Annotated in this window: 20 protein-coding genes; 18 read left to right on the plus strand and 2 right to left on the minus strand. The window is 37.7% G+C overall.

The window, feature by feature from the left end:
• Positions 1–105 precede the first annotated feature (105 nt).
• From LE179_RS04805 to lpxB, 3 genes are all read left to right on the plus strand, one after another.
• The gene (locus tag LE179_RS04805) at positions 106–1,200 is read left to right on the plus strand and encodes a DegT/DnrJ/EryC1/StrS family aminotransferase (protein WP_374129237.1); all 1,095 of its coding nucleotides are present in this window, start codon (positions 106–108) and stop codon (positions 1,198–1,200) included.
• The gene (locus tag LE179_RS04810) at positions 1,197–2,132 is read left to right on the plus strand and encodes a Gfo/Idh/MocA family protein (protein ID WP_374129238.1); all 936 of its coding nucleotides are present in this window, start codon (positions 1,197–1,199) and stop codon (positions 2,130–2,132) included. The genes LE179_RS04805 and LE179_RS04810 overlap by 4 nt, the downstream gene beginning before the upstream one ends.
• Positions 2,133–2,208: 76 nt before the next feature.
• Positions 2,209–3,297 (plus strand): lipid-A-disaccharide synthase, encoded by a 1,089-nt coding sequence (gene lpxB / locus LE179_RS04815; RefSeq protein ID WP_374129239.1) that lies wholly within the window; start codon positions 2,209–2,211, stop codon positions 3,295–3,297.
• A 322-nt stretch (positions 3,298–3,619) separates the two neighbouring features.
• On the opposite strand, the gene rpmB is transcribed toward lpxB, so the two are convergent.
• On the minus strand, positions 3,620–3,811 hold the full coding sequence (rpmB, locus tag LE179_RS04820) for a 50S ribosomal protein L28 (RefSeq protein ID WP_374129240.1): 192 nt from the start codon (positions 3,809–3,811) through the stop codon (positions 3,620–3,622).
• Positions 3,812–3,950: 139 nt separating this feature from the next.
• On the opposite strand from rpmB, the gene recG reads away from it, so the two are divergent.
• Entirely contained in the window at positions 3,951–6,059 is a 2,109-nt protein-coding gene (gene recG / locus LE179_RS04825; protein ID WP_374129241.1) for an ATP-dependent DNA helicase RecG, read from the plus strand.
• Between the two features lie 189 nt (positions 6,060–6,248).
• Here recG and LE179_RS04830 read toward each other — a convergent pair whose 3' ends face one another.
• On the minus strand, positions 6,249–6,797 hold the full coding sequence (locus LE179_RS04830) for a hypothetical protein (RefSeq protein WP_374129242.1): 549 nt from the start codon (positions 6,795–6,797) through the stop codon (positions 6,249–6,251).
• 448 nt (positions 6,798–7,245) lie between these two features.
• On the opposite strand from LE179_RS04830, the gene LE179_RS04835 reads away from it, so the two are divergent.
• The 14 genes from LE179_RS04835 (at position 7,246) to adhE (ending at position 20,896) form a co-directional block, all read left to right on the plus strand.
• Positions 7,246–7,782, plus strand: a complete 537-nt coding sequence (locus LE179_RS04835; protein ID WP_374129243.1) for a DUF177 domain-containing protein — start codon at positions 7,246–7,248, stop codon at positions 7,780–7,782.
• Positions 7,712–7,933 carry a 50S ribosomal protein L32 gene (gene rpmF, locus LE179_RS04840; protein ID WP_374129244.1) on the plus strand — a complete coding sequence of 74 codons (222 nt, stop codon included), beginning with the start codon at positions 7,712–7,714 and terminating at the stop codon, positions 7,931–7,933. The genes LE179_RS04835 and rpmF overlap by 71 nt, the downstream gene beginning before the upstream one ends.
• Complete coding sequence (gene plsX / locus LE179_RS04845) at positions 7,930–8,949, plus strand: phosphate acyltransferase PlsX (RefSeq protein WP_374129245.1); 1,020 nt, start codon at positions 7,930–7,932, stop codon at positions 8,947–8,949. The genes rpmF and plsX overlap by 4 nt, the downstream gene beginning before the upstream one ends.
• Positions 8,950–8,953: 4 nt before the next feature.
• Positions 8,954–9,937, plus strand: a complete 984-nt coding sequence (locus LE179_RS04850; protein ID WP_374129246.1) for a beta-ketoacyl-ACP synthase III — start codon at positions 8,954–8,956, stop codon at positions 9,935–9,937.
• A gap of 58 nt (positions 9,938–9,995) precedes the next feature.
• Positions 9,996–10,934 (plus strand): ACP S-malonyltransferase, encoded by a 939-nt coding sequence (gene fabD, locus LE179_RS04855; RefSeq protein ID WP_374129247.1) that lies wholly within the window; start codon positions 9,996–9,998, stop codon positions 10,932–10,934.
• The gene (fabG, locus tag LE179_RS04860; RefSeq protein WP_374129248.1) at positions 10,931–11,674 is read left to right on the plus strand and encodes a 3-oxoacyl-[acyl-carrier-protein] reductase; all 744 of its coding nucleotides are present in this window, start codon (positions 10,931–10,933) and stop codon (positions 11,672–11,674) included. Before fabD ends, fabG begins: the two co-directional genes overlap by 4 nt.
• Before the next feature lie 181 nt (positions 11,675–11,855).
• Positions 11,856–12,095: an acyl carrier protein gene (acpP, locus tag LE179_RS04865; RefSeq protein ID WP_374129249.1), complete on the plus strand. Its 240-nt coding sequence runs from the start codon at positions 11,856–11,858 to the stop codon at positions 12,093–12,095.
• Between the two features lie 9 nt (positions 12,096–12,104).
• Entirely contained in the window at positions 12,105–13,346 is a 1,242-nt protein-coding gene (gene fabF / locus LE179_RS04870) for a beta-ketoacyl-ACP synthase II (protein WP_374129250.1), read from the plus strand.
• On the plus strand, positions 13,336–14,016 hold the full coding sequence (gene rnc / locus LE179_RS04875) for a ribonuclease III (RefSeq protein WP_374129251.1): 681 nt from the start codon (positions 13,336–13,338) through the stop codon (positions 14,014–14,016). Before fabF ends, rnc begins: the two co-directional genes overlap by 11 nt.
• 181 nt (positions 14,017–14,197) lie before the next feature.
• Positions 14,198–15,361 (plus strand): acyl-CoA dehydrogenase family protein, encoded by a 1,164-nt coding sequence (locus tag LE179_RS04880; RefSeq protein WP_374129281.1) that lies wholly within the window; start codon positions 14,198–14,200, stop codon positions 15,359–15,361.
• A gap of 78 nt (positions 15,362–15,439) precedes the next feature.
• The gene (locus LE179_RS04885; RefSeq protein WP_374129252.1) at positions 15,440–15,595 is read left to right on the plus strand and encodes a hypothetical protein; all 156 of its coding nucleotides are present in this window, start codon (positions 15,440–15,442) and stop codon (positions 15,593–15,595) included.
• Positions 15,596–15,890: 295 nt separating this feature from the next.
• A complete protein-coding gene (locus LE179_RS04890) occupies positions 15,891–16,676 on the plus strand; it encodes an electron transfer flavoprotein subunit beta (RefSeq protein WP_374129253.1) in 786 nt (261 codons plus the stop codon).
• Between the two features lie 273 nt (positions 16,677–16,949).
• A complete protein-coding gene (locus tag LE179_RS04895) occupies positions 16,950–18,179 on the plus strand; it encodes an FAD-binding protein (RefSeq protein ID WP_374129254.1) in 1,230 nt (409 codons plus the stop codon).
• A 74-nt stretch (positions 18,180–18,253) separates the two neighbouring features.
• The gene (gene adhE / locus LE179_RS04900) at positions 18,254–20,896 is read left to right on the plus strand and encodes a bifunctional acetaldehyde-CoA/alcohol dehydrogenase (protein ID WP_374129255.1); all 2,643 of its coding nucleotides are present in this window, start codon (positions 18,254–18,256) and stop codon (positions 20,894–20,896) included.
• Positions 20,897–21,932 lie beyond the last annotated feature (1,036 nt).

Consider the following 21,932-nt stretch of genomic DNA (forward strand, 5'->3'; position numbering starts at 1 on the left):
GTATATAGTCAATAGGAGCAATACGAATAACTGTGAGATAGTGTTATAGTATTGAGTTTTGAGTAAAATTCCGTGTTAAAATTGAGTTTGTAAGAAAGGAAAGCAGTGATAAACATAACGCTCCCCATTGTCGGGAAAAAAGAAAGGCAGTTGATTAAAGAAGTTTTAGACTCTAGGATTCTTGCAAGTGGCGAATATGTTGAGCGGTTCGAACAATCTTTTGCAAAATACTGCGGTGTAAAGTTTGGTATTGCGAATGCAAACGGAACGTCGTCGCTTCATGTGTCTCTCTTGATGTGCGGTATTAAACCGGGTGATAAAGTTGTTACGACTCCTTTTTCATTTATAGCGACTTCAAATTCAATTCTTTTCTGTAGAGCAGAGCCTGTTTTTGTAGATATTGATCCGAAGACTTTTAATATAAATCCCGTTGAGCTTGAGAAAACGTTGAAGATGGAGAAAAATATCAAAGCTGTTTTGGTGGTCCACCTCTACGGACTTCCATGCGATATGGATGCAATTCTTAAGCTTAAGAAAAAATATAAATTTAAACTTATTGAAGATTCTTGTCAAGCGCACGGTGCTGAATTTAGATGCAGAAAAGTGGGTTCTTTCGGCGATGTCGCGGCTTTTTCTTTTTATACGACGAAAAATATGATGACTGGCGAAGGCGGAATTGTTCTTACGAATGATATAAAAGCCGACAGATACGGAAGGCAGCTTATAAATCACGGCAGAGACAGACATTCGGCGACTACTGTTTTAGGATATAACTACAGGCTTACGAATCTTGCAGCGGCAATAGGTATAGCCCAATTTGAACAACTTGAGAGTCGTATTGTAAAAAGGATTGCCAATGCTTGGAAATATAATGAAGCTTTTAAGGACTTGGATTTCTTGCAGACGCCTTATATCCCCGAAAATTGCAGACACGTTTTCCATCAATACACAGTAAGGATTTCCGCCTCTGAAAGAAAGAAATTTATTGACTATTTGTCCAATAATGGCATAGGAAGCGGGATTTATTACAATACTGTATTATATAAGCAACCATTTTATAAACAGCTTGGATACAGAAGCGGATTGTGCAAGGAAGCGGAAAAAGCTGCAGGTGAGGTATTATCGCTTCCGGTTCATCCGTCTCTTTCAAAGTCCGATACTGATAAAATAATTGAGGTAATAAGGGGTTACAAAAAGTGAGTGTGAGGACTGCTGTGATTGGAGTGGGATCGTTGGGACAGCATCATGCAAGAATTTTAGGACGACACCCTAATTCGAAGCTTGAATTTGTTGTCGATACGGATGAAAAAAGATCTCGAAAAATCGCAAAAGCAAATAAAACGAGTCATTTGACGGATTTTAGTGTGCTTATAGGGAAAATTGATGCGGCAGTGATTGCGGTTCCGCCGTCGTATCATTATCAAGTGTCAAAGCCGCTTTTACAAAACGGCATACATTGTCTTGTCGAAAAACCTTTTACTTTAAGTGTTGAAGAATCTGAAGAACTTATAGAAATGGCAAGAGCTAAAAATTTAGTTTTGCAAGTAGGACACGTCGAGAGATTTAACCCTGCGATTGTTGCCGCTGTGCCATTTATAAGTGATCCAAAATTTATTGAGGTTAACAGGCTCGGTCCTTATGATCCCAAAAATAATTATATAGGCGTAGTGTTAGATTTGATGATACATGATTTGGATATTTTATTTTCTCTTGTAAAAGATAAAGTTATTTCTTTTGAAGCGCACGGGGCAAAAATATTTTCAGACACTGAAGATATTGCAAAAGTTAGGTTGAGATATGTAAACGGCTGTGTAGCGGACGTATCTGCAAGCAGGGTTTCAACGGAAAAATACAGAAAAATGAGAATCTTTCAGTCCAATAGTTATGTTTCTATAGATTGCGCGGGAAAAAGTCTTAAGGTTTATAAAAAAAAAGAGGGGAAGACAAAAATAACTTCTTTTTCTGACATAGATATTAAAAAACCTAAACTGCCGTCGAATGAACCGCTTTTTTATGAACTTGATAATTTCTTAAGCAATGTTATTGAAGGAAAAAAATCTGCTGTTTCGGGCGAACATGGGAGAGATGCTGTCGAACTGGCACTAGATATTCTGAAGAATATGGCGTTTTGATAAAAAGTGAAAAGTTGGTTGCAATAATGAATTTTGCGTCAGCTCTCAAAATAAATTTGCTCGTAATAAGGTAAAAATGGCAAATGATAAAATCTTTGTTTCTGCCGGAGATATTTCCGGCGAAATACACGCTTCAAATCTTGTAAAAGAAATAAAAAATATCAATCCTTCATGCCATATTTCAGCCGTAGGCGGCGACAATTTAAAATTAATTGCCGATGAATTTCTTGAAGATATAGTAAGCATAAATGCCTTTGGCTTTTTACTTGTGAAGCAGTTTTTTTATTTGAAGAGAGTCTTAAAAAAACTTGCGGATCATTTTAGTAAAAAGTGTCCCGATAAAGTTATACTTGTGGATTATTATGGGTTTCATATATTTGTCGCAAGACTTGCAAAGAAATTAAATATTCCTGTTTACTATTATATAAGTCCGCAGGTGTGGGCATCGCGCAGCGGAAGAATAAAAAAGCTTTCCAAAACAGTAAAAAAAATGCTTGTAATTTTTCCGTTTGAAGAAGAGCTATATAGAAATAACGGTGCTGATGTAGTCTTTGTCGGGAATCCTCTAATAGATAGAGTTTCGGAAAAGCGGAGTTTCAGGATATCAAATCCGACTGTTATAGGTTTATTTCCGGGAAGTCGTGCGAGTGTGGTTAAACGCCATGTGCCGATAGTACTTGAAACTGCGAAAATACTTAAAGAAAAAATAGGCGCAAAATTTGTAATGTTTAGCACTGGCAACAATATTGACTTCAATTTGCCTGAATATATTAGGCTTGAAAGTTCGGAAGATTTTGAAAAAAGAAAATCTGTAGATTTCGCAATTTGTCCGTCGGGGACCGTAAGTCTTGAAAATGCTTTAATGGGAATTCCGATGGTTGTGATGTATAAATTGGCATATTTTGACTATTTTTTTATGAGAGCAATAATGAAGATAAAATACATAACTATGGTAAACATTTTAGCCGGCAGAAAGATTGTCCCGGAATTTATACAATTTAATGCAAAACCGCAAAAAATTGCATTGTCAGTGTTAGAGCAGTTAAACGCGGGAAATTATATGCCGAAAGTTAGAGAACTGCTTGCTTTCAGAAAAATGCTGGGAACGCCGGGGGTGAGCAGGAGATCCGCTGAAATTATTTTAAAGAGCGCTTGTAAACAGTAGAATATCAATTTCAGATATTGGCAATTAAGTGCTACAATAAAAAAAGGCTATAGCAAATTTTGTAATTGAAGAATATTAGCAAAAAAACTCTTTAAAATACCTGCGATAAAAAGATGGAAATATGAAGAGATGGAACTCCAAAAAACTCTTTCTTTTGTTTAAGTAAAAACATGCAACGAATTAAAGGTGGTTATTGAAGAAAGTAATTCTGTAAGAAAATCAATACGATCATCAGAAATTTTTATTCAAATATATCCTTGTAAAACAGACTCTTTATCGTTTTTCATAAAAAAGTTTTGTATTATTTTCTTTATTTCAGTTTTTATATTGCTTTCTTGACTTTATTCGATTTAATGCAGGACGTGCAGACGTATTCGCGAGCTTTTTTGCCGTTAAGCATAATATTTAAATTCTGAAGATTGGGTCTAAAAAGCCTTTTTGAAGCTTTATTTGAATGACTAATTGTATTTCCCGATGCTGAACCTTTTCCGCAAACTACACATTTGTAAGACATTTTTTTGCGCTCCTTCGATAATACTAGTATTTTGGAATTATACATTATCAGATGTTTATAGTCAAATTGGTTTTGAATATTTAAAACCGTTGCCGAGACTCACAATGAGAGGAGGCTGATTTATTATAATAATATCGCTATGTTAAATTTAGACAGTGGAATACAATATTTGAAGGGAATCGGACCTAAACGTGCGCTATTGTTTGAAAAACTTGGTATAAAAACTGTTGATGATATGCTGACTTTTTTCCCTATTCAATATCAAGACAGAACAAAAATTGTTTCTATAATAGACATAAACGCCTATAATCAGTCGCAAAGCTGTATATTTGGCAGAATAGGGAAAATGTATGAGAAGCAACTTTCAAAGGGACTTTGTATTTTAAGCATAGAAATATTTGACGGCGTTTATTTGACGTATGCCCGTTTTTTCAGAAAGAAAAACTCTTATTTCGACATAGATGTTTTTGCTTCTATAAAGAAGGCTTTTAAATTCGGAACTTTCGCTTATATTTACGGCGGTGTAAAAGTGGAAATCGGCGGCAATTTTATAGATGTAGACGACTATGAAATCGTTAAAAATAAAAAAGACAACCCTTTATCATTTAACAGAATTATACCCGTATATCCGGCAGTTGAAGGATTAAATCAAAAATTTATAAGAGAAGCGGTTAAAAACGTTTTGGAGTTGTTTTGTAAATCATATCCTGACATATCAGGTTTGATACCAGATTTTGACGGTATTCCTAAATTAAACTCTTCGCTTGCGATTCAAAAAATTCATTATCCCGATAGCTTAGAGAATGCCGAAAATGCGAGGAGATCTTTTGCTTTACAGGAATTTTTTATTTTGGAATTAGCCTTTTCATTGTCGCGAAACAATATCGAAAAGAATCGTAAAATACAAAAATATGAAATACAAAAAACGCTACTTACGACTTTTAAGAACAATTTAAAATTTGAATTTACGAAAGACCAAAAAAAAGCAATAAATAATATTTTTTCTGATATGCAGAGCATGTATCCCATGAACAGAATGCTTATGGGAGATGTGGGTTCTGGGAAGACGATTGTGGCGTTGAGTGCAGTTTTGCTTGCAGTGGAAAATGGCTATCAGACAATGATTATCGCTCCAACTGAAATTTTAGCCGAACAGCATTATCTCACGGTGTCAAATATGCTTGCGGGTCTTGATGTTGAAATTGTTTTGGCAACTTCTTTTACATTGAGGAAAAAAAGCGAAAGAGAAAAAATATTGGCAGGATTTGAGAATGGCAACATAAAGATTGCAATCGGCACGCATTCGCTGATAGAAAACAAGATAAGATTTAAAAACTTGTCATTAGTGATAGTAGATGAGCAGCACAGATTTGGAGTTATGCAAAAATTTGCGGCGTTAAGTAAAGCGCGATCGCCTGATATTTTAATGATGACGTCGACGCCTATTCCAAGATCGCTTGCAATGACTGCGTACGGCGGAATGGATATTACTACAATTAGGCAATTACCGCCCGGAAGAATTCCTATAAAAACTTATTCTTCAAGTGAACAATTCGCTTATATAAATACGATAGAGGAACTTAGAAATGGAAATCAGGCATATGTTGTGTATCCTCTCGTAGAGGAATCAGACAAACTTGCTTTGAAGTCTGCGGTACGGGAATCAGAAAGATTATCGCAGACTTGGTTCAAAGATTTTAAAGTTGGTTTGTTGCACGGGAAAATGAAACCGTCAGAAAAAAATGAGATAATGCAGAAATTTAGAAACAAAGAATTTAATGTTTTAATATCTACGACTGTCATTGAGGTTGGAATAGATATTCCTGATGCCACGGTTATGATAATCCAAAATGCCGAAAGGTTTGGATTGTCGGAGATCCATCAGCTTAGGGGAAGAATAGGCAGAGGTTTTAAGCAGTCTTACGCCTATCTCATAGCTGATTTAGGAACTGAAAGTGTTCGCAAAAGACTTTCAGTTGTGACTTCCACAAACGACGGTTTTAAAATTGCGGAAGAAGACCTTAAGATGAGAGGTCCCGGAGAATTTATGGGGACGGGACAGCACGGTTTCCATAAATTTAAAGCAGGTGATTTAATAAAAGACGTCAATATTATTGAATTTACAAAAGATTTTGCCGTTAAAGTTGCAAAAAGCGACCCCTATCTTTCCAAAGATGAAAATGCTGTATTAAAAAAACTGCTGTACAAACGTTTCTCGAATAAGATGAAGCTTGTAAATGTAGGTTAGAATGATTATGAGCGTTTCTGTTTTTATGTATATATAATTGTGCATTAGACATAGAAGTTAAGTTAACTCTTAACATTGCTGTAAAAAAAGCGCAAAGAATGAAGCTTGTCCGGCAAATTTAAATTGTTAAGTGCTAGATTATGATATTTTAGCTGGTTTTTTAAGAATCGGATTTAGCGAGAGGTTCAATCATATAACAATATCTATGGAATTTATGTAGTTTTGTGCGATAGCATTATTTTTTTCAGAGTATGGGAAAATGACAATTATCTGCCAAAAAATGTTCGCTTTTTTTATAAGCTGTTCTTTGATTGCGTATTTTATTCCGTTTAGCTCATAAGTTCCTTCTAGAAGTATGCCTTTATTACCTTTAATTTCGTTGTCCATTGTTTTGTAGATAAAATTATTATCTTTAAACGTATTCACAATTGATTCTGTTCCGCTTTTGAGATTTACTTCGCGGTGATATTTTACATGTACAATAGTATATTCGATTTTTTTATATTTTGCTTTGTAAAAAGATATTTCATGAATCTTGTTGTTTGATGTGTTTTTTGCTAGATGTTCATTTTGGATGCTTTTTTTCATGGGTGGTGCTATTATAGCAATGTAAGCGTCGTCGAATTTCTGTAAAACGGGCGCATTCTTTTTTTCTTTTACTTTGTTTAAAATAAAAATTGCAAAGAAAACAACTACAAGAACTGTCAATATAACCAATAAAAATTTTTCTTTTTTCATTTTTGGTAATTCCTGTCGCTTTTTTTAGTATAATATACAACAAAAATTAAATAAATACAAAGGTAATTCATGCTTAAAAATGAAAATCTTTAACGGCGTAAACAGAGTGGATAGTGCCTTAGCTGTTTGGAATTTAAAGAAATAATCGTTTTTTTTGGGTATTGTTCCATTTTAATGGCAAAAATAGATGAGTAAAAATTGTAAAGTGGACATATGCCAAATAAAAGAAAATATGTGAAGAGACGTCCAAATTATGGAGATAAGAAATAATTGGCGATTTCTTTGACAGCTATAGTTTTAAGAAGTAATGCGCAACTCTTAATCTTAAATAGTAGCGGAGTCTGTATTTTACTGCAGTGATATCTGAAATATTAGATATATAGCGAAAGCTCTATTTTTTTGAGTGTTGACAAAGTGGCAATCAACATTTATAATCTAAAGAATTATTATGAATGGGTTAATTTTAAGTTTATCTGATTTTTTGAAAACGAATGCTGTTGAAATTAGAACGGATGAATATAAAGTCAACATAGGTTGCAAGTCCGATATTTACGTATCGTTTAGAGCTGTTAAAATATCTGATGATAAAATATATGTAAACGGAAAAATAAAGGGTTTGGTCTATCTTGAATGTTCCCGCTGCCTTTTTGTTTATGGACATTCTATGGAAATTGTCATAGATATTGTTGTGGATGTTGTCAACGGATATTTTAACGTCGGTGAAGAAGTGCGTCAGCTATTAGTGCTTGAAATACCGATGAAGCCGGTATGCAGTAGAGATTGTTTAGGGATATGTAAAGCTTGTGGTAAGCACAATAAAAAGAATGATTCATGCTCTTGTGACGACGGCGATGGCGAATTTATACGTGAAAGATGGAAAGAATTGTTAATAAAAGCAACTGGAGGGAGTGAAAATGCCAAATCCAAAAAGAAAACATACTCCTCATCGCAGGGATTGCAGGAGATCGGCAAACTCAAAACTTGATGTGCCGAGTTTGAGCAGGTGTTCAAATTGCGGTGTAGCAAAGTTGCCGCATAGAATATGTCCTGAATGTGGGTTTTATAATGGTAAACTTATTTCGCTTAAAAAGGCGGGAAAACCTGCTAAGACACAGCAAGAGGCTGATAAACAATGATAATTGCGCTTGATGCAATGGGCGGCGACTTTGCACCCGTTTCAACGGTTGAGGGCGCAATTTTTGCGGCTAGAGAATCTAGGCATAAAATTCTGCTTGTAGGTTCGGAAAAGATTATAGCAGAAGAACTCTTAAAACAGAGCAAACAATATAGTTTCGTATCACTTGATAATATAAAAATAGTAAATGCGACAGAATTTGTCACTATGGATGAACATCCTGCAAAAGCCATTCGTCAGAAAAAAGATTCTTCTTTATCTGTTTGCGCAAGACTTGTGGCAGAAGGTAAAGCTGATGCTTTTGTTTCTATGGGCAATTCCGGAGCTGCTATGTCTGCGGCGCTTTTCTATTTAAAAAGAATAGAAGGCGTTTTAAGACCCGCAATTTCAACGGCTTTTCCAAGCGTTAATGGATATTGCATAATTGCCGATATGGGCGCGAATGTGGATTGTGTTCCCGAATATCTTCTTCAGTTTGGAATAATGGCGAGTCTGTTTTGTGAAAAAGTTACCGGTGTAAAAAATCCTAGAATTGGTTTGGTTTCAATTGGGGAAGAGCCTACGAAAGGCAATGAACTTACTTTGGCGGCTTTTGATCTTCTTAGGAAAGCAGAGATAAACTTTATAGGGAATGTTGAGGGCGGAGATATTGTCAAAGACAAAGTTGACGTGGCTGTATGTGACGGATTTGTGGGAAACGTAATATTAAAATTCGGTGAGGGACTTACCGAAATGATGCTTAAACTTGTGAGAAAGGAAGTAAAGCAACATCCTATAACATGGGCGTCGCTTCCTTTTTTATGGCTTGCGATAAGAGATTTAAGGAAAAAAGTTGACTACAGCGAGTCAGGCGGAGCGCCACTTTTAGGCGTTGACGGCGTATGTATAATAGGACATGGAAAGTCAAACGGAAAAGCAGTAAAAAATGCTATTCTTGCTGGAGCAAGAGCAGCAGAACACAATCTTGCGGTTGAAATTAAAGAAGCTATAGCAAGGTATAATAACAAGGTCATGTAAATAAATGAATAAAAAAATCGGCACAAAAATTTTAGGTACAGGATCATATTTCCCTGAAAAAATTCTTACGAATGCGGACTTGGAGAAAATGATTGAGACTTCCGATGAATGGATACGCACAAGGACTGGAATTAAAGAAAGAAGGGTGTCAGAAAAGGACGAACCGACCTCGGAGCTTGCTTATAGAGCTTCAATTGAAGCTTTAAAATCCGCAAATATTTCACTTGAACAGATAGACTTGATACTTGTGGCAACAATTACTCCTGACATGTTATTTCCTTCAACTGCATGCTTCTTACACGAAAGACTGGGACTTGCTAATCCGGTGCCTGCGTTTGATTTATCCGCAGCGTGTAGCGGCTTTATCTACGGAATTTCAATGGCAAAGGCTTTTATCGAGTCTGGATTGTATAAAACGATTTTGTTAGTTGGCGCTGAAGAACTTACAAAATTTACAGATTGGACTGACAGAAATACGTGCGTTTTGTTTGGCGACGGGGCTGGGGCTATGATTTTGTCAGCTTCTTCGGAAGATAATGATATTTTATCTGTATTTCTCGGAGCCGATGGCTCGTATTCGGGTTTACTTGATTTGGCTGCGTGCGGGACAGCTTGTTATAAAAAAGCAAATATAAATGGACGCAAAATAAAGATGCAGGGTAGAGAGGTTTTTAAGGTTGCTGTGCCGAAAATGGCGCTTGCTGCCGAAAAGGCGCTTAATTTTTCGGGGAAAGAACTTAAAGATATAAAACTTTTTATTCCGCATCAGGCAAATATGAGAATAATTGAAGCAGTTGCCAAAAAATTGGGCATTTCTATGGACAGAGTTTTTGTAAATATTCATAAAACGGGAAATATTTCATCTGCGACAACAATTACGGCTTTAGACGAAGCCGTAAAAACCGGCAAATTGCAAAAAGGCGATCTTGCGGAACTGATAGCATTTGGCGGCGGGTTTACATGGGGTGCTGCAGTAATTAAAATGTAGAGTGAAATATGTGCGAAGTCGAAACTAACAGTTCAAACTGCTTTTTAAGAGGTGTGAGATGTCAAAAATAGCGTTGATGTTTCCCGGACAGGGAGCGCAAGCGGTCGGTATGGGGAGAGATCTTTATGATAAGTATCCCAAAGCCAAAGAGATAATAAATTTGGCAGGCGATGAGCTTAAAGAAATTATTTTTGAGGGACCTGAAGAAACTTTGAAGCTTACTAAATACGCACAGCCCGCAATATTTACAGTAAGCATGGCAGCTTTTGAAGTTTTTAAAGAATATTGTGATGTTTCAGTTAACGAGTTTGTTGCAGCAGGTCATTCTTTGGGTGAATATTCTGCTTTATGCGCGGCTGGATTTTTTAATTTTAAAACTGGCTTGGCCATGGTCAAAGCAAGAGGGGAATTTATTCAAAAAGCATCTGAAAAAACGCCCGGTGCGATGGCAGCAATTATAGGTATAGAAAAATCTGACGTTGAAAATGTGTGCAAACAGGCTTCAAGTACAGGCATTTGCGAAGCGGTTAATTTTAATTCTCCTAAACAAATTGTTATAGCCGGAACTGTGGCAGCTGTAAATAAAGCGCTTGAGCTTGCCGTGGCTGCGGGAGCAATAAAGACCGTTATTTTAAATGTTTCAGGACCTTTTCATTCTTCTCTTATGGCGTCGGCTTCAGATGATATGTCAAAAGAACTTGAGAAGTATGATTTTAATATGCCGTTTTTTGGCGTGTACGCAAACTGCGACGCCTTATTGATGATGGATGCTTCAACTGTGAAGGAAAGACTTGTAAAACAAATCAAAAGTCCCGTGAGATGGAATGAAATTATACAAAATATTATTGCAGCGGGTTGTGATAAGTTTGTGGAAATAGGTCCCGGAAAAGTTCTGTCCGGACTTTTAAGAAAGATAGACAGATCGAAAAAAGCATTAAGTTTAAATATAGAGGATTCAGCAAGTTTACGAAAAACATTGGAGGAACTAGGTAAATGAAACTTCAAGGTAAAACGGCAGTTATTACGGGTTCGGCGCAGGGTATAGGAAGGGCGATAGCGGATATTTTTGCATCGGAAAGATCACAGCTTATAATTTCCGATATAAATGAAGAATCGGCACAGAAAGCGGCCAGTGAGATAAAAGCAAAATATGGTGTTGAAACTATCGCAGTTGCCGGGAATGTTTCAAAATTAGAAGACTGCGAAACTTTGGTCAAAACGTCTCTTGACAAATTTTCTAAAATAGATATACTGATTAACAATGCGGGAATAACAAAGGATAATTTGGTTTTAAGAATGAGCGAAGCAGAATGGGATGCGGTTATAGCAGTTAATTTAAAAGGTGTATTTAATTGTATAAAGGCAGTAAGCAAGTCGATGCTTAAACAAAGATATGGCAGAATAGTGAATATAGCTTCTGTTGTAGGACAGATGGGAAATGCTGGGCAGATAAATTATTCCGCATCAAAAGGCGGTGTAATTGCAATTACAAAAACCTGTGCGAGAGAGTTTGCTTCAAGAAATATTTTGGTAAATGCTATTGCTCCCGGATTTATACGCACCGCAATGACGGATAAATTGACTGAAGGGCAAAGGCAGGCAATGACTTCGGTAATACCTCTTGTAAGACTTGGAGAAGTTTCCGATATAGCAAAAGCGGCGTTATTTTTGGCAAGCGATGATTCGTCTTATATAACGGGACACGTTTTAGCCGTCAACGGCGGAATGTATATGTAGCGGCGCAGTTTGGAGTTTTAGGAATTTGAAGAGTGAAATTGACGGTAGAAAGTAAGAAAGGATATTTGTTATCTACTCCATTTTTCATCATAACTTTTATGGTGGGAATAAAAAAATATTGTTCAGACTAAAATAATAAAATAATAAAGAAGTAAAGAACATCAAAGGGGGACGTACGAAAATGGCAGATTTTGAAGCTAGAGTGAAGGAAATTATTGTTGAGCAGTTAGGTGTAGATCCGGCTGAAGTTGTACTAAGCGCATCATTTGTTAATGACTTAGGTGCGGATTCTTTGGATACCGTAGAGCTTGTTATGGCTTTTGAAGAGGAATTTGGCATTGAAATCCCAGATGAAAAGGCAGAAAAAATTCAAACAGTGGAAAATGCAATAGATTATGTTAAAAAACACGCCGCAAAATAAGGCATTAAAATGAATAAAAGAATAGTTATCACCGGAATAGGTGTTGTTACTCCTATAGGTATCGGTAATACTGAATTTACAAAAGCTTTAAAAGAAGGTAAATCGGGTGTTTCTGCTATTGAATTATTTGACGCGAGCGCGTATAGCACAAGATTTGCGGCTAGTATTAAAAATTTTGATCCTGAAAAATTTATTGACAAAAAGAGATTAAAAAGAATGGCAAGGTTTACGCGACTTGGTGTCGCTGCGGCTAAAATTGCTGTTGAAGATTCAGGACTTGATACTTCTAAGGAAGATTTATCGAGAATTGGCGTTATAACTGGAACTGGAATCGGTGGCTTAGACATAATTGAAGAGGAAGAACAAGCTCTTTTGGCAAAAGGTCCCAGAAGAGTAAGTCCTTTCCTTATTCCTATGATAATCACGAATATGCTTCCTGGCGAAATAGCTATTAATTATGGCTTTACGGGTCCTAATTATGCAATTACAAGCGCATGCGCATCTTCTAATAATGCTATGGGCGATGCTTTAAGGCTGCTTCGTAGCGGCGATGCAGACGTAATAGTTACTGGCGGTTCGGAGGGAGCAATCGTTCCTTTAGGCGTTGCAGGTTTTTGTTCGATTAAAGCGCTTTCGCAGAGAAACGACGAACCACAAAAAGCGTCTAGACCTTTTGATAAAACCCGCGACGGTTTTGTCATAGGCGAAGGCGCCGGCATAATTGTGCTTGAGACTTTGGAACATGCGCTAAACAGAAGAGCAAGAATATACGCTGAATTTGCAGGATATGGAGCGTCTGATGACGCTTACCATATTACCGCTCCCGAACCTGAAGGCAGAGCTGCTGTTTTGGCTATGGAAAAAGCGATAATCGACGCCGGTATTTCTAAAGAAAAAGTTGACTATATCAATGCGCACGGTACGTCGACTATTTTGAATGATAAGACGGAAACTTTTGCCATAAAGAAAGTTTTTGGCGAAAGAGCGTATAAAGTGCCAGTTTCGTCGACAAAATCAATGATAGGACATCTTTTAGGCGGCGCGGCTGGTGTAGAACTTGCGGCTACGGTTCTTGCTATGCAGGAAGGTTTTATACCTCCTACGATAAACTATGAAATACCCGATCCGGAATGCGATTTAGATTATGTTCCAAATACCGCAAGAATCCAGCAGATCAACTGCGCTATTTCAAATTCTCTGGGTTTTGGTGGGCATAACGCGACCGTCGTAGTAAAAAGATATGTCGAATAAAAGTCGGGAGAAACTTCAAGAGATTATTGAGTACAGATTTAATGATATTGAAGTTTTAACGACGGCCTTGACGCATAGATCTTATGCGACTGAAACCAGCAGAAAAAATTGTAATGAACGTATGGAATTTCTAGGGGATAGTATTCTTTCAGCGGTTGTTGCAGAAGCCCTCTATTTGAGATACCCATATGAAAACGAAGGAAAATTGTCACAGCTTAAATCTCAAATTGTTTCAGCTCATAATTTAAGTGGTTGGGCTAGAGAGGTTGATTTAGGTGATTGTGTATATTTAGGTAAAAATGAAGATACAAAAGAAGCAAGGCAGAGAGAAAGTCTGTTATGTGATGTGTTTGAAGCTGTTACTGGAGCAATATATTTAGATGGTGGTTTTGAAAATGTAAAAAAGTTTGTTTTGAAATTTTTGGACAGTCGTAAAGAAATAATAATTACAGACTATAAAAGCAGACTTCAAGAAATCATACAATCGATTTATAAAGAACTTCCTGAATATAAAATAATAAAAGAATCCGGATATGATCATAGTAAAAAGTTTGAAGCTGCTGTGTACATAAAAAATAAGCTTTTAGGCAAAGGCATGGGAAATTCCAAAAAGGAAGCCCAACAGTTCGCTGCCAAGCAAGCAATGAAAAATATAGTAAAAACAGAGTGAAGTGAGGAGTAACCTGTAGAAACGTATTTTAAGTGAATTTTAAAGTGACAGTGAAAAAAGGAAATCAGAATATGTCATTTCTAAGCTTATTTCTTGAGTCTGTAGTTGACAGTTATTTTTTTTATTCTGTTTTTTCATGATATAAACTTGAAATAAGATTAAGAGGAGTTTTAATATGGTAATGGATTATAGGTTATCCGAAGAAGAACAGATGATGGTTGAAACTGCAAGAACAATTGCGGTTAAAAAAATGAAACCATTAAGGGAACATTATGACGAAAGAGAAGAATTTCCTTGGGAAATTGTAAAAGAATTTGCACAGGCTGATTTGTGTGGAGCATATATACCGGAAGAATACGGCGGTTTCGGCAAAGGCATTATGGGTCTCGTGCTTGTCGTCGAAGAATTGTGTAAAGTTGACGGAGCAATTGCTTTGTCGCTTGCCGCAACGGCGCTGGGAACTCTGCCTATTCTTATATCTGGCAGTGAAGAGCAGAAGAAAAAATATTTGCCTGATATTGCGTCTGGTAAAAAGTTGGCAGCTTTTGGTTTAACGGAAGCGGGAGCGGGTTCAGATGCGACCGGAATGGATACAACTGCTGTCAAAGACGGCGATTATTATGTGTTAAACGGAACAAAATGTTTTATAACTAACGGTGGAGATGCCGAAGTGTATACCATTTTTGCTAAAACAAATCCGGGCAGAGGCGCAAGAGGCATTTCATGCTTTATTGTGGAGAAAGGCACGCCGGGTTTTGAATTTGGCAAGAAAGAAAAAAAGATGGGTATCAGGGCGTCGTCTACAAGAGAACTTATATTCACTAATTGCAAGGTGCATAAAGATCAGTTGCTCGGGAAAGAAGGACATGGTTTGATGATAGCGCAAGCGACGTTAGATAATTCTCGTCCGGGTGTTGCTGCGCAAGCGCTTGGTATTGCGACGGGGGCTTTAGATGAAGCTGTTGAATATGCGAGAAAGAGAGTTCAGTTTGGGCAGTCTATAGCTTCTTTTCAGGCGATACAGCATATGCTTGCGGAAATGGCAACTGAAGTTGAAGCTGCAAGAGCATTGCTTTATGCTTCTGCAAGAATGATTGATTCTGGAATCGTCAAACGCACCAGCAAGGAATCGGCGATGGCAAAGCTTTTCTGTTCGGAAGTGGCAATGAAAGTTACCACAAATGCGGTGCAGATATTCGGTGGATACGGATATACGAGGGAATATCCCGTAGAAAAGATGATGAGAGACGCAAAAATCACGACGCTTTATGAAGGGACAAGCCAAATTCAGAAAAATGAGATAGCGCTTAACCTTATTAAAGAATCGGCGGCAAAGTCTAAATAGCTTTCTTTGTCTTTTAAGTTCATGCCCCTTTATCATAATATTATCGTAAGATTAATGTAAACAAGTTAAGAGGTTGGAATGAAAAGATTATTACCTGCTTTGTTAATGAATTCTTGTGCGCTTATTTTTAACGGGACGAAGCAGGATGTGTCTATAAAATCGATGTCGCAGAATAGTGAGATTTATGTTGTGGCGGTAACAATGTTAGCAAAGGTATGGTTCCTATCGCATTAGCTCGAGGAGATAACCATGCTGTTATAGTTAAAAAAGAAGGTTATGTAACTGAAAGCATTGATAGGAAGTATCGTTCGGGCAGGTTGGGTTATTTTTGACGTACTTTTCAATTGTGTTGCATTTTTGACATATATGACAACCGGAGCTTGGTGTAAATTTAATATGCCAAATATAACAGTAGATTTTGAAAGTAAAAAAATATTCGCATTGTTATCAGATTGGTGTTTATTAATTACGAATCCGCGATAGTTGCAGTTTTTAATTTGTGATCAAAGTGAGAATGATGGAGAAAAAAATGAATATAATTGTTTGTATTAAGCAGGTACCTAACACGATGAATGTGCAAATCGACCCGGAAACAGGACGACTTAAAAGAGATGGCGTGGAATCGATAATTAATCCTTTTGACGAATATGCTATAGAAGCGGCTGTGAGAGTTAAGGAGAAAATCGGTGGAAAAGTTATAGCTATTACTATGGGACCTCCGCAGGCTGAATCCGCTTTAAGAGAAGCTATTTCAAAAGGTGCAGATGAAGCTGTTTTGGTAAGCGACAGAGCTTTTGGCGGGGCGGATACTTTGGCAACGTCTTATGCTTTATCGTCGGCAATAAAATTTATTGGCAATTATGATATTGTTATTTGCGGAAGGCAGGCATCTGACGGTGATACTGGACAAGTCGGTCCAGGAATTGCGGAAATGCTCGATATACCGCATATAGCCTACGTTAAGAAAATAGAGTCGATTGATGATAAATCGATAAAAATTGAAAGAATGATGGAAGACGGATACGACCTAATAGAAAGTCCGATTCCTGTTCTTTTGACGGTTGTAAAAGAAATAAATACTCCCAGAGTTGCGTCTCTTAAAGGCAAAATGGCTGCGAAAAAAGCGGTTGTTAAAACTCTTACCGCTGCCGATATAGGAGCCGACACTAAGAGGACTGGTCTTAACGGATCTCCTACGCAGGTTATGAAAATATTTGTGCCGACGCAGAGAACCGGTGGCGAAAAATTCAGCGGTGAAGCGAAAGAAATTGCTGCTGCTTTGGTTAAAAGGTTGTCTGGTGTCGGGGTCATATAAAAACGGAGTAAATTGTGAAGAGCAGGGTTAAATGTAAAAATTTTTTGTGCATCATTACGGACGTGACTGCAGAACCTGCCTTTGTTTTTTAATAATTGATGCTGAATTGAGTTCGGAGTGACGTTTTGAGTCTATTTGGGAAAAGACGGCACAGAAACTTTGACAACATAAGTGCCGGTCGTTATGGTCGCAATCTAATCCGGAAACTGTTTTTTTATTGTTGAAGGTATTCTGACATCCTGCGTTAAACTTTTATTTGGGGAGTTATTTTAAATGGCAAATAGTATAAAAGTATTGACTGACAAATGTATGGGATGCAAGGTATGTGAAGACGTATGTCCTTTCGGCGCGATTTCAATGGTTGAAAGACAGGAGCATCCTAAAAAATTAAAACTTGCGGTTATTGATTTAAATAAATGTGCATATTGCGGCTCTTGCGTCCAGTCTTGCAAATTTAATGCTATAGAACTTAAAAAAGAATCGCTGCAGTCCGGAGTTGATAAAAGTCTATATAAAGGCGTGTGGGTTTATGCCGAACAGAGACGCTGCGAAATATCGGGCGTTGTGTATGAACTTTTAAATGAGGGAAAGAGACTTGCAGAGAAGCTAGGAACTACTTTAAGTGCGGTTTTAGTAGGCAGTAATATTAAGTCAAAAGCTCAGGAACTGATTGACAGAGGTGCAGATAAGGTTTATGTTTGCGATGATTCTATTTTTGCCGAATTTCAAGATGATCCTTATACCAGCGTTTTAACACAGCTTATAGAGAAAGAGAAACCTGAAATTGTTTTGATGGGTGCTACGAATATGGGATGTTCATTTGCTTCAAGAGTTGCGACAAGAATTCGTACGGGGCTTACGGCGGATTGCGTTTCTTTAGAAGTAGATCCTAAGACGAGAAATCTCCAGCAGACAAGACCTGCTTTCGGCGGAAACATTATGGCGACCATTTTGACACCGGAGCATCGTCCGCAAATGGCTACTGTAAGGCATAAAGTTTTTAAGGAAGCGAAAATAGAACAGGGAAGAAAGGGCGAGATTATTGAATATAAAGTTAATGTGCAGACTTTGCTGAACAGAACAAAGTTCTTGAGTTCTATAAAAGATACAAGTGCCGTCGTCAATCTTGATGCGGCAAACATTATTATAGCCGCCGGAAGGGGACTGGGTAAGCGGGAAGGTTTTAAGCTTATTGAAGAACTTGCGGATCTCTTAGGAGCGGCAATAGGGGCATCAAGAGCTGCGGTTGATTCGGAATGGATACCTTATTCTCATCAGATAGGACAGACAGGGAAAACAGTTGCTCCGAAAGTTTATATTGCCTGCGGAATTTCAGGACAAATCCAGCACATGATAGGCATGAGTTCGTCCGACATTATTATCGCAATAAATAAAGATGCATCGTGTCCTATGATGCAGTCCGCAACTTATGCTTTGGAAGGCGATATATACGAAATTATTCCGTGTATAATAAGAGAGATAAAGTCTTTCAAAGGCGGTTAAAAAAGGCGCGTTCGCGCTGAAGAAGCCTTTAAGAAGATAATAGAATTGTGTTTTGTAGTTAAAGGAAACGTAAAATGTCAGAAACAAAAACAGAAGGTATTGAAACTTCAGAAAAAGATGTCGGTTCAACGACATTGATTGATAGTCTCGAAACCTTGAATGTGCTTATTGATCGCGTGAAAAAAGCTCAGGAAATATATTCGACTTTCAATCAAGAGCAAGTTGACGCGATATTTAAAGCTGCGGCAATTGCAGCAAACCGTGCGAGAATCCCTCTTGCAAAAATGGCTGTTGAAGAAACAGGTATGGGAATTGTTGAAGATAAAGTTATTAAAAACCATTTTGCTTCCGAATATATTTATAATAAGCACAAAAATGCTAAAACCTGCGGAATTATCAGCGAAGATAAAGCGAACGGAATAAAAGTTTTTGCCGAACCTGTTGGTGTTATAGCCGGTATTATTCCGACTACGAATCCTACTTCTACGGCAATTTTTAAAGCTTTGATTGCTTTAAAAACGAGAAATGCTGTAATTTTTTCGCCTCATCCGAAAGCTAAAAAATCTACGGTAGCAGCAGCTAAAATTGTTCTCGACGCGGCGATTAAAGCTGGTGCTCCGGCAGATATAATTGGATGGATTGACGTTCCATCGTTGGAATTAACTAATTTGCTTATGACGCATAAAGATATAGCCACTATCCTTGCCACAGGCGGACCGAGAATGGTTAAAGCTGCTTATTCCTCAGGGAAGCCTGCTCTTGGCGTTGGCGCGGGCAATACCCCCGCTATTATCGATGAGACCGCTGATATTAAGATGGCAGTTTCTTCAATTCTTATGTCAAAAACTTTTGATAACGGCGTGGTTTGTTCGTCTGAGCAGTCAATTATAATCGTGAAAGATGTTTACGATGAAGTTGTTAAAGAGTTAAAATTTCGCGGGGCGTATATTTTAAACGAACAGGAAAAAGAAAAAATAGCAAAAATAATAATTATCAAAGGCAACTTGAATGCGGCAGTTGTCGGACAGTCTGCCTACAAGATCGCTTGTATGGCGGGAGTTGAAGTTCCTTTAGATGCAAAAGTTCTTGCGGGTGAAGTTTCTGAAATTAGTTTGGAAGAGGAATTTGCGCAAGAAAAATTATCGCCGGTAATAGCGATATACAAAGCTGGGAGCTTTGAAGATGCGCTTGATAAGGCTTATCGTCTTGTGGAGTTGGGCGGAGCGGGACATACGTCTGTGCTTTATACCGATGAAAGAAAACAAACCAGAATTAACGCGTTCGGAAGTAAATTGCGTACCGGTCGTATTCTGATTAACACGCCGTCTTCGCAAGGCGCGATTGGCGATTTATACAACTTTAAACTGGAACCTTCGTTGACGCTCGGATGTGGTTCGTGGGGGGGGAATGCCGTGAGTGAAAATGTCGGTATAAAACACTTATTAAACTATAAAACGGTTGCGGAAAGACGAGAAAATATGCTGTGGTTTAGAGTTCCGTCGGAGATTTATTTTAAAAGAGGTGTTACGGATCTGGCGCTGCGCGAATTGCGAGGCAAAAAACGCGCGTTTATCGTTACGGACAGATTTCTGTTCAATTCCGGTATAATTCATAATATTACGAAAGTGTTGGAGGAAATTAATATTAATTACCAGATATTCTTTGATGTTAAACCGGATCCCACTATTTCTACAATAAATGAAGCGTTAGCGATAATTAGGACTTATGAGCCTGATTTGATTATTGCGTTTGGCGGAGGCTCTCCAATTGACGCTGCGAAAATGATATGGTTGATGTATGAGCATCCTGAAACCGATTTTAAAGATATTGAGATGCGATTTATGGATATCAGAAAAAGAATCTGTAAAATTCCCAAATTGGGAAATAAAGTGCAGCTGGTTGCAATTCCCACTACTTCCGGCACAGGTTCAGAAGTGACGCCGTTTGCGGTGGTTACTGATGATGAGACTCATGTCAAATACCCTATTGCAGATTATGCGCTAACTCCGAATATGGCGATTATTGACCCTGATTTTGTTGATTCTATGCCAAAAAGTTTGTGCGCGGCATCAGGTATTGACGCCTTAACTCATGCGATTGAGGCTTATGTGTCTACATTTGCTACAAACTTTACAAATCCGCCTGCTTTAGAAGCGGTGAAATTGCTGTTCAAGTATCTTCCGCGTTCTTATGCGAAAGGAAAAGAAGACCCGGTTGCAAAAGAAAAAGTTCATTATGCGTCAACTCTTGCGGGTATGGCTTTTGCAAATGCGTTTCTCGGTTTATGCCACTCGGCGGCTCACAAGCTTGGAGCGACGTTTGACCTGTCGCACGGAATTTCAAATGCTTTGTTTATCAATCAGGTAATCCGCTATAATGCGACAGATCGTCCCGGAAAACAAGCTGTATTCCCGCAATACAAGTTCCCTAATGCTAAGGCAAAATACGGGCAGATTGCTGACGAATTAAATCTTGGTGGCAAAGACGACGACGAAAAAGTAAATTTGTTAATTAGCGCAATAACAGAACTCAAAAGAAGTATTCAAATCCCGCTTTCAATAAAAGATGTGGGGATATCGGAAAAAGATTTTTATGATAAATTGGACAAACTTGCAGAACAGTCGTTTGATGACCAGTGTACCGGAGCAAATCCCGTATATCCATTAATATGCGATATTAAAAATATTTTTATTAAGGCTTATAACGGAGAAGTTTAAATAATTTTCGGGAAATAGCTGTTTTTTTGTATATAAGCGCGGCTTAGTGCCGGTCGTCCGAAGCTGGCGTAAAGTGACTCTCTGTTAAGTCGTTGCCATTCTAGGAAGTGACAGTAGTGACTTTGAAACGATTGTCTATCGGCGTGATAGATAAAGCGTAATCTCAAACGGATGCGGCTAAAACGATATTCATAAACCTAAGCAACAACTTTGCGTTCTTCAAGCTTTTTTTCTTTTGCTCTACAGTGTGAATGAAGCTAACATTGTGTATACACATAATAAAAGGTTATCGTAACACCGAGAGATAGTTGTTGTCATCGCGTTTGCATGGGAAATCATGTCCGACTGCGTTACTGTAACGCTGAAAATGATAGCCGTTATCGTCAGCGAACAGCTCAAAAACGTTTTCCGCGCCGACTCAGTGCGCAATCATTGTTCTCCTCCCGATGTTTGAGGACAGAGTTGATGTCGAATTCTTTATACATTTACAAAAAAACATTGTCATAAAACCGCTCTTTTTATGTTAACCTCAGATTCGGGATATTTTCAAGAGTGTACTCCTTTTCTTGTTCTAATTATTATTTCGCTGTGAAAAATAAGCGTTCGTTTTTCATCGGAGTAGCGACAAAAATTATAATTTTAACCAATATAAAGATAAAAAAGATTCTCCGCAAGAGAAACAAGCGGTAATCTAAATCAAATTTGCAGCAATAAACTGAGTAGCGAATAAATGATCACCGCCTTTCCTATTTAGCCATAATTTTCAATTGTGGTGATTATACCGTTTCTCCAACTTTCTCCTTTATTGTCTTGTCCATAGCTTCTTAACCGTTTGTTCAAACAAATGTATATATTGCAGTTGTTTGTTCCGCTGTTGCGGCGGCAGTTTATTTTTGCTTTAAAAACGCCATACTTCTTTGGTTGTTATTCTCATCCCCGCTTTATGTGTTTCTTCTCTATCTTTTCAAGAAATATCAAAATTTTCCTGAAGTCTTTTAATCATCAAAACATTTTATGGCATTCAAGATAATTTTGC

The sequence above is a fragment of the Candidatus Endomicrobiellum agilis genome, assembly GCF_020328115.1.
GTDB lineage: Bacteria > Elusimicrobiota > Endomicrobiia > Endomicrobiales > Endomicrobiaceae > Endomicrobiellum > Endomicrobiellum agilis.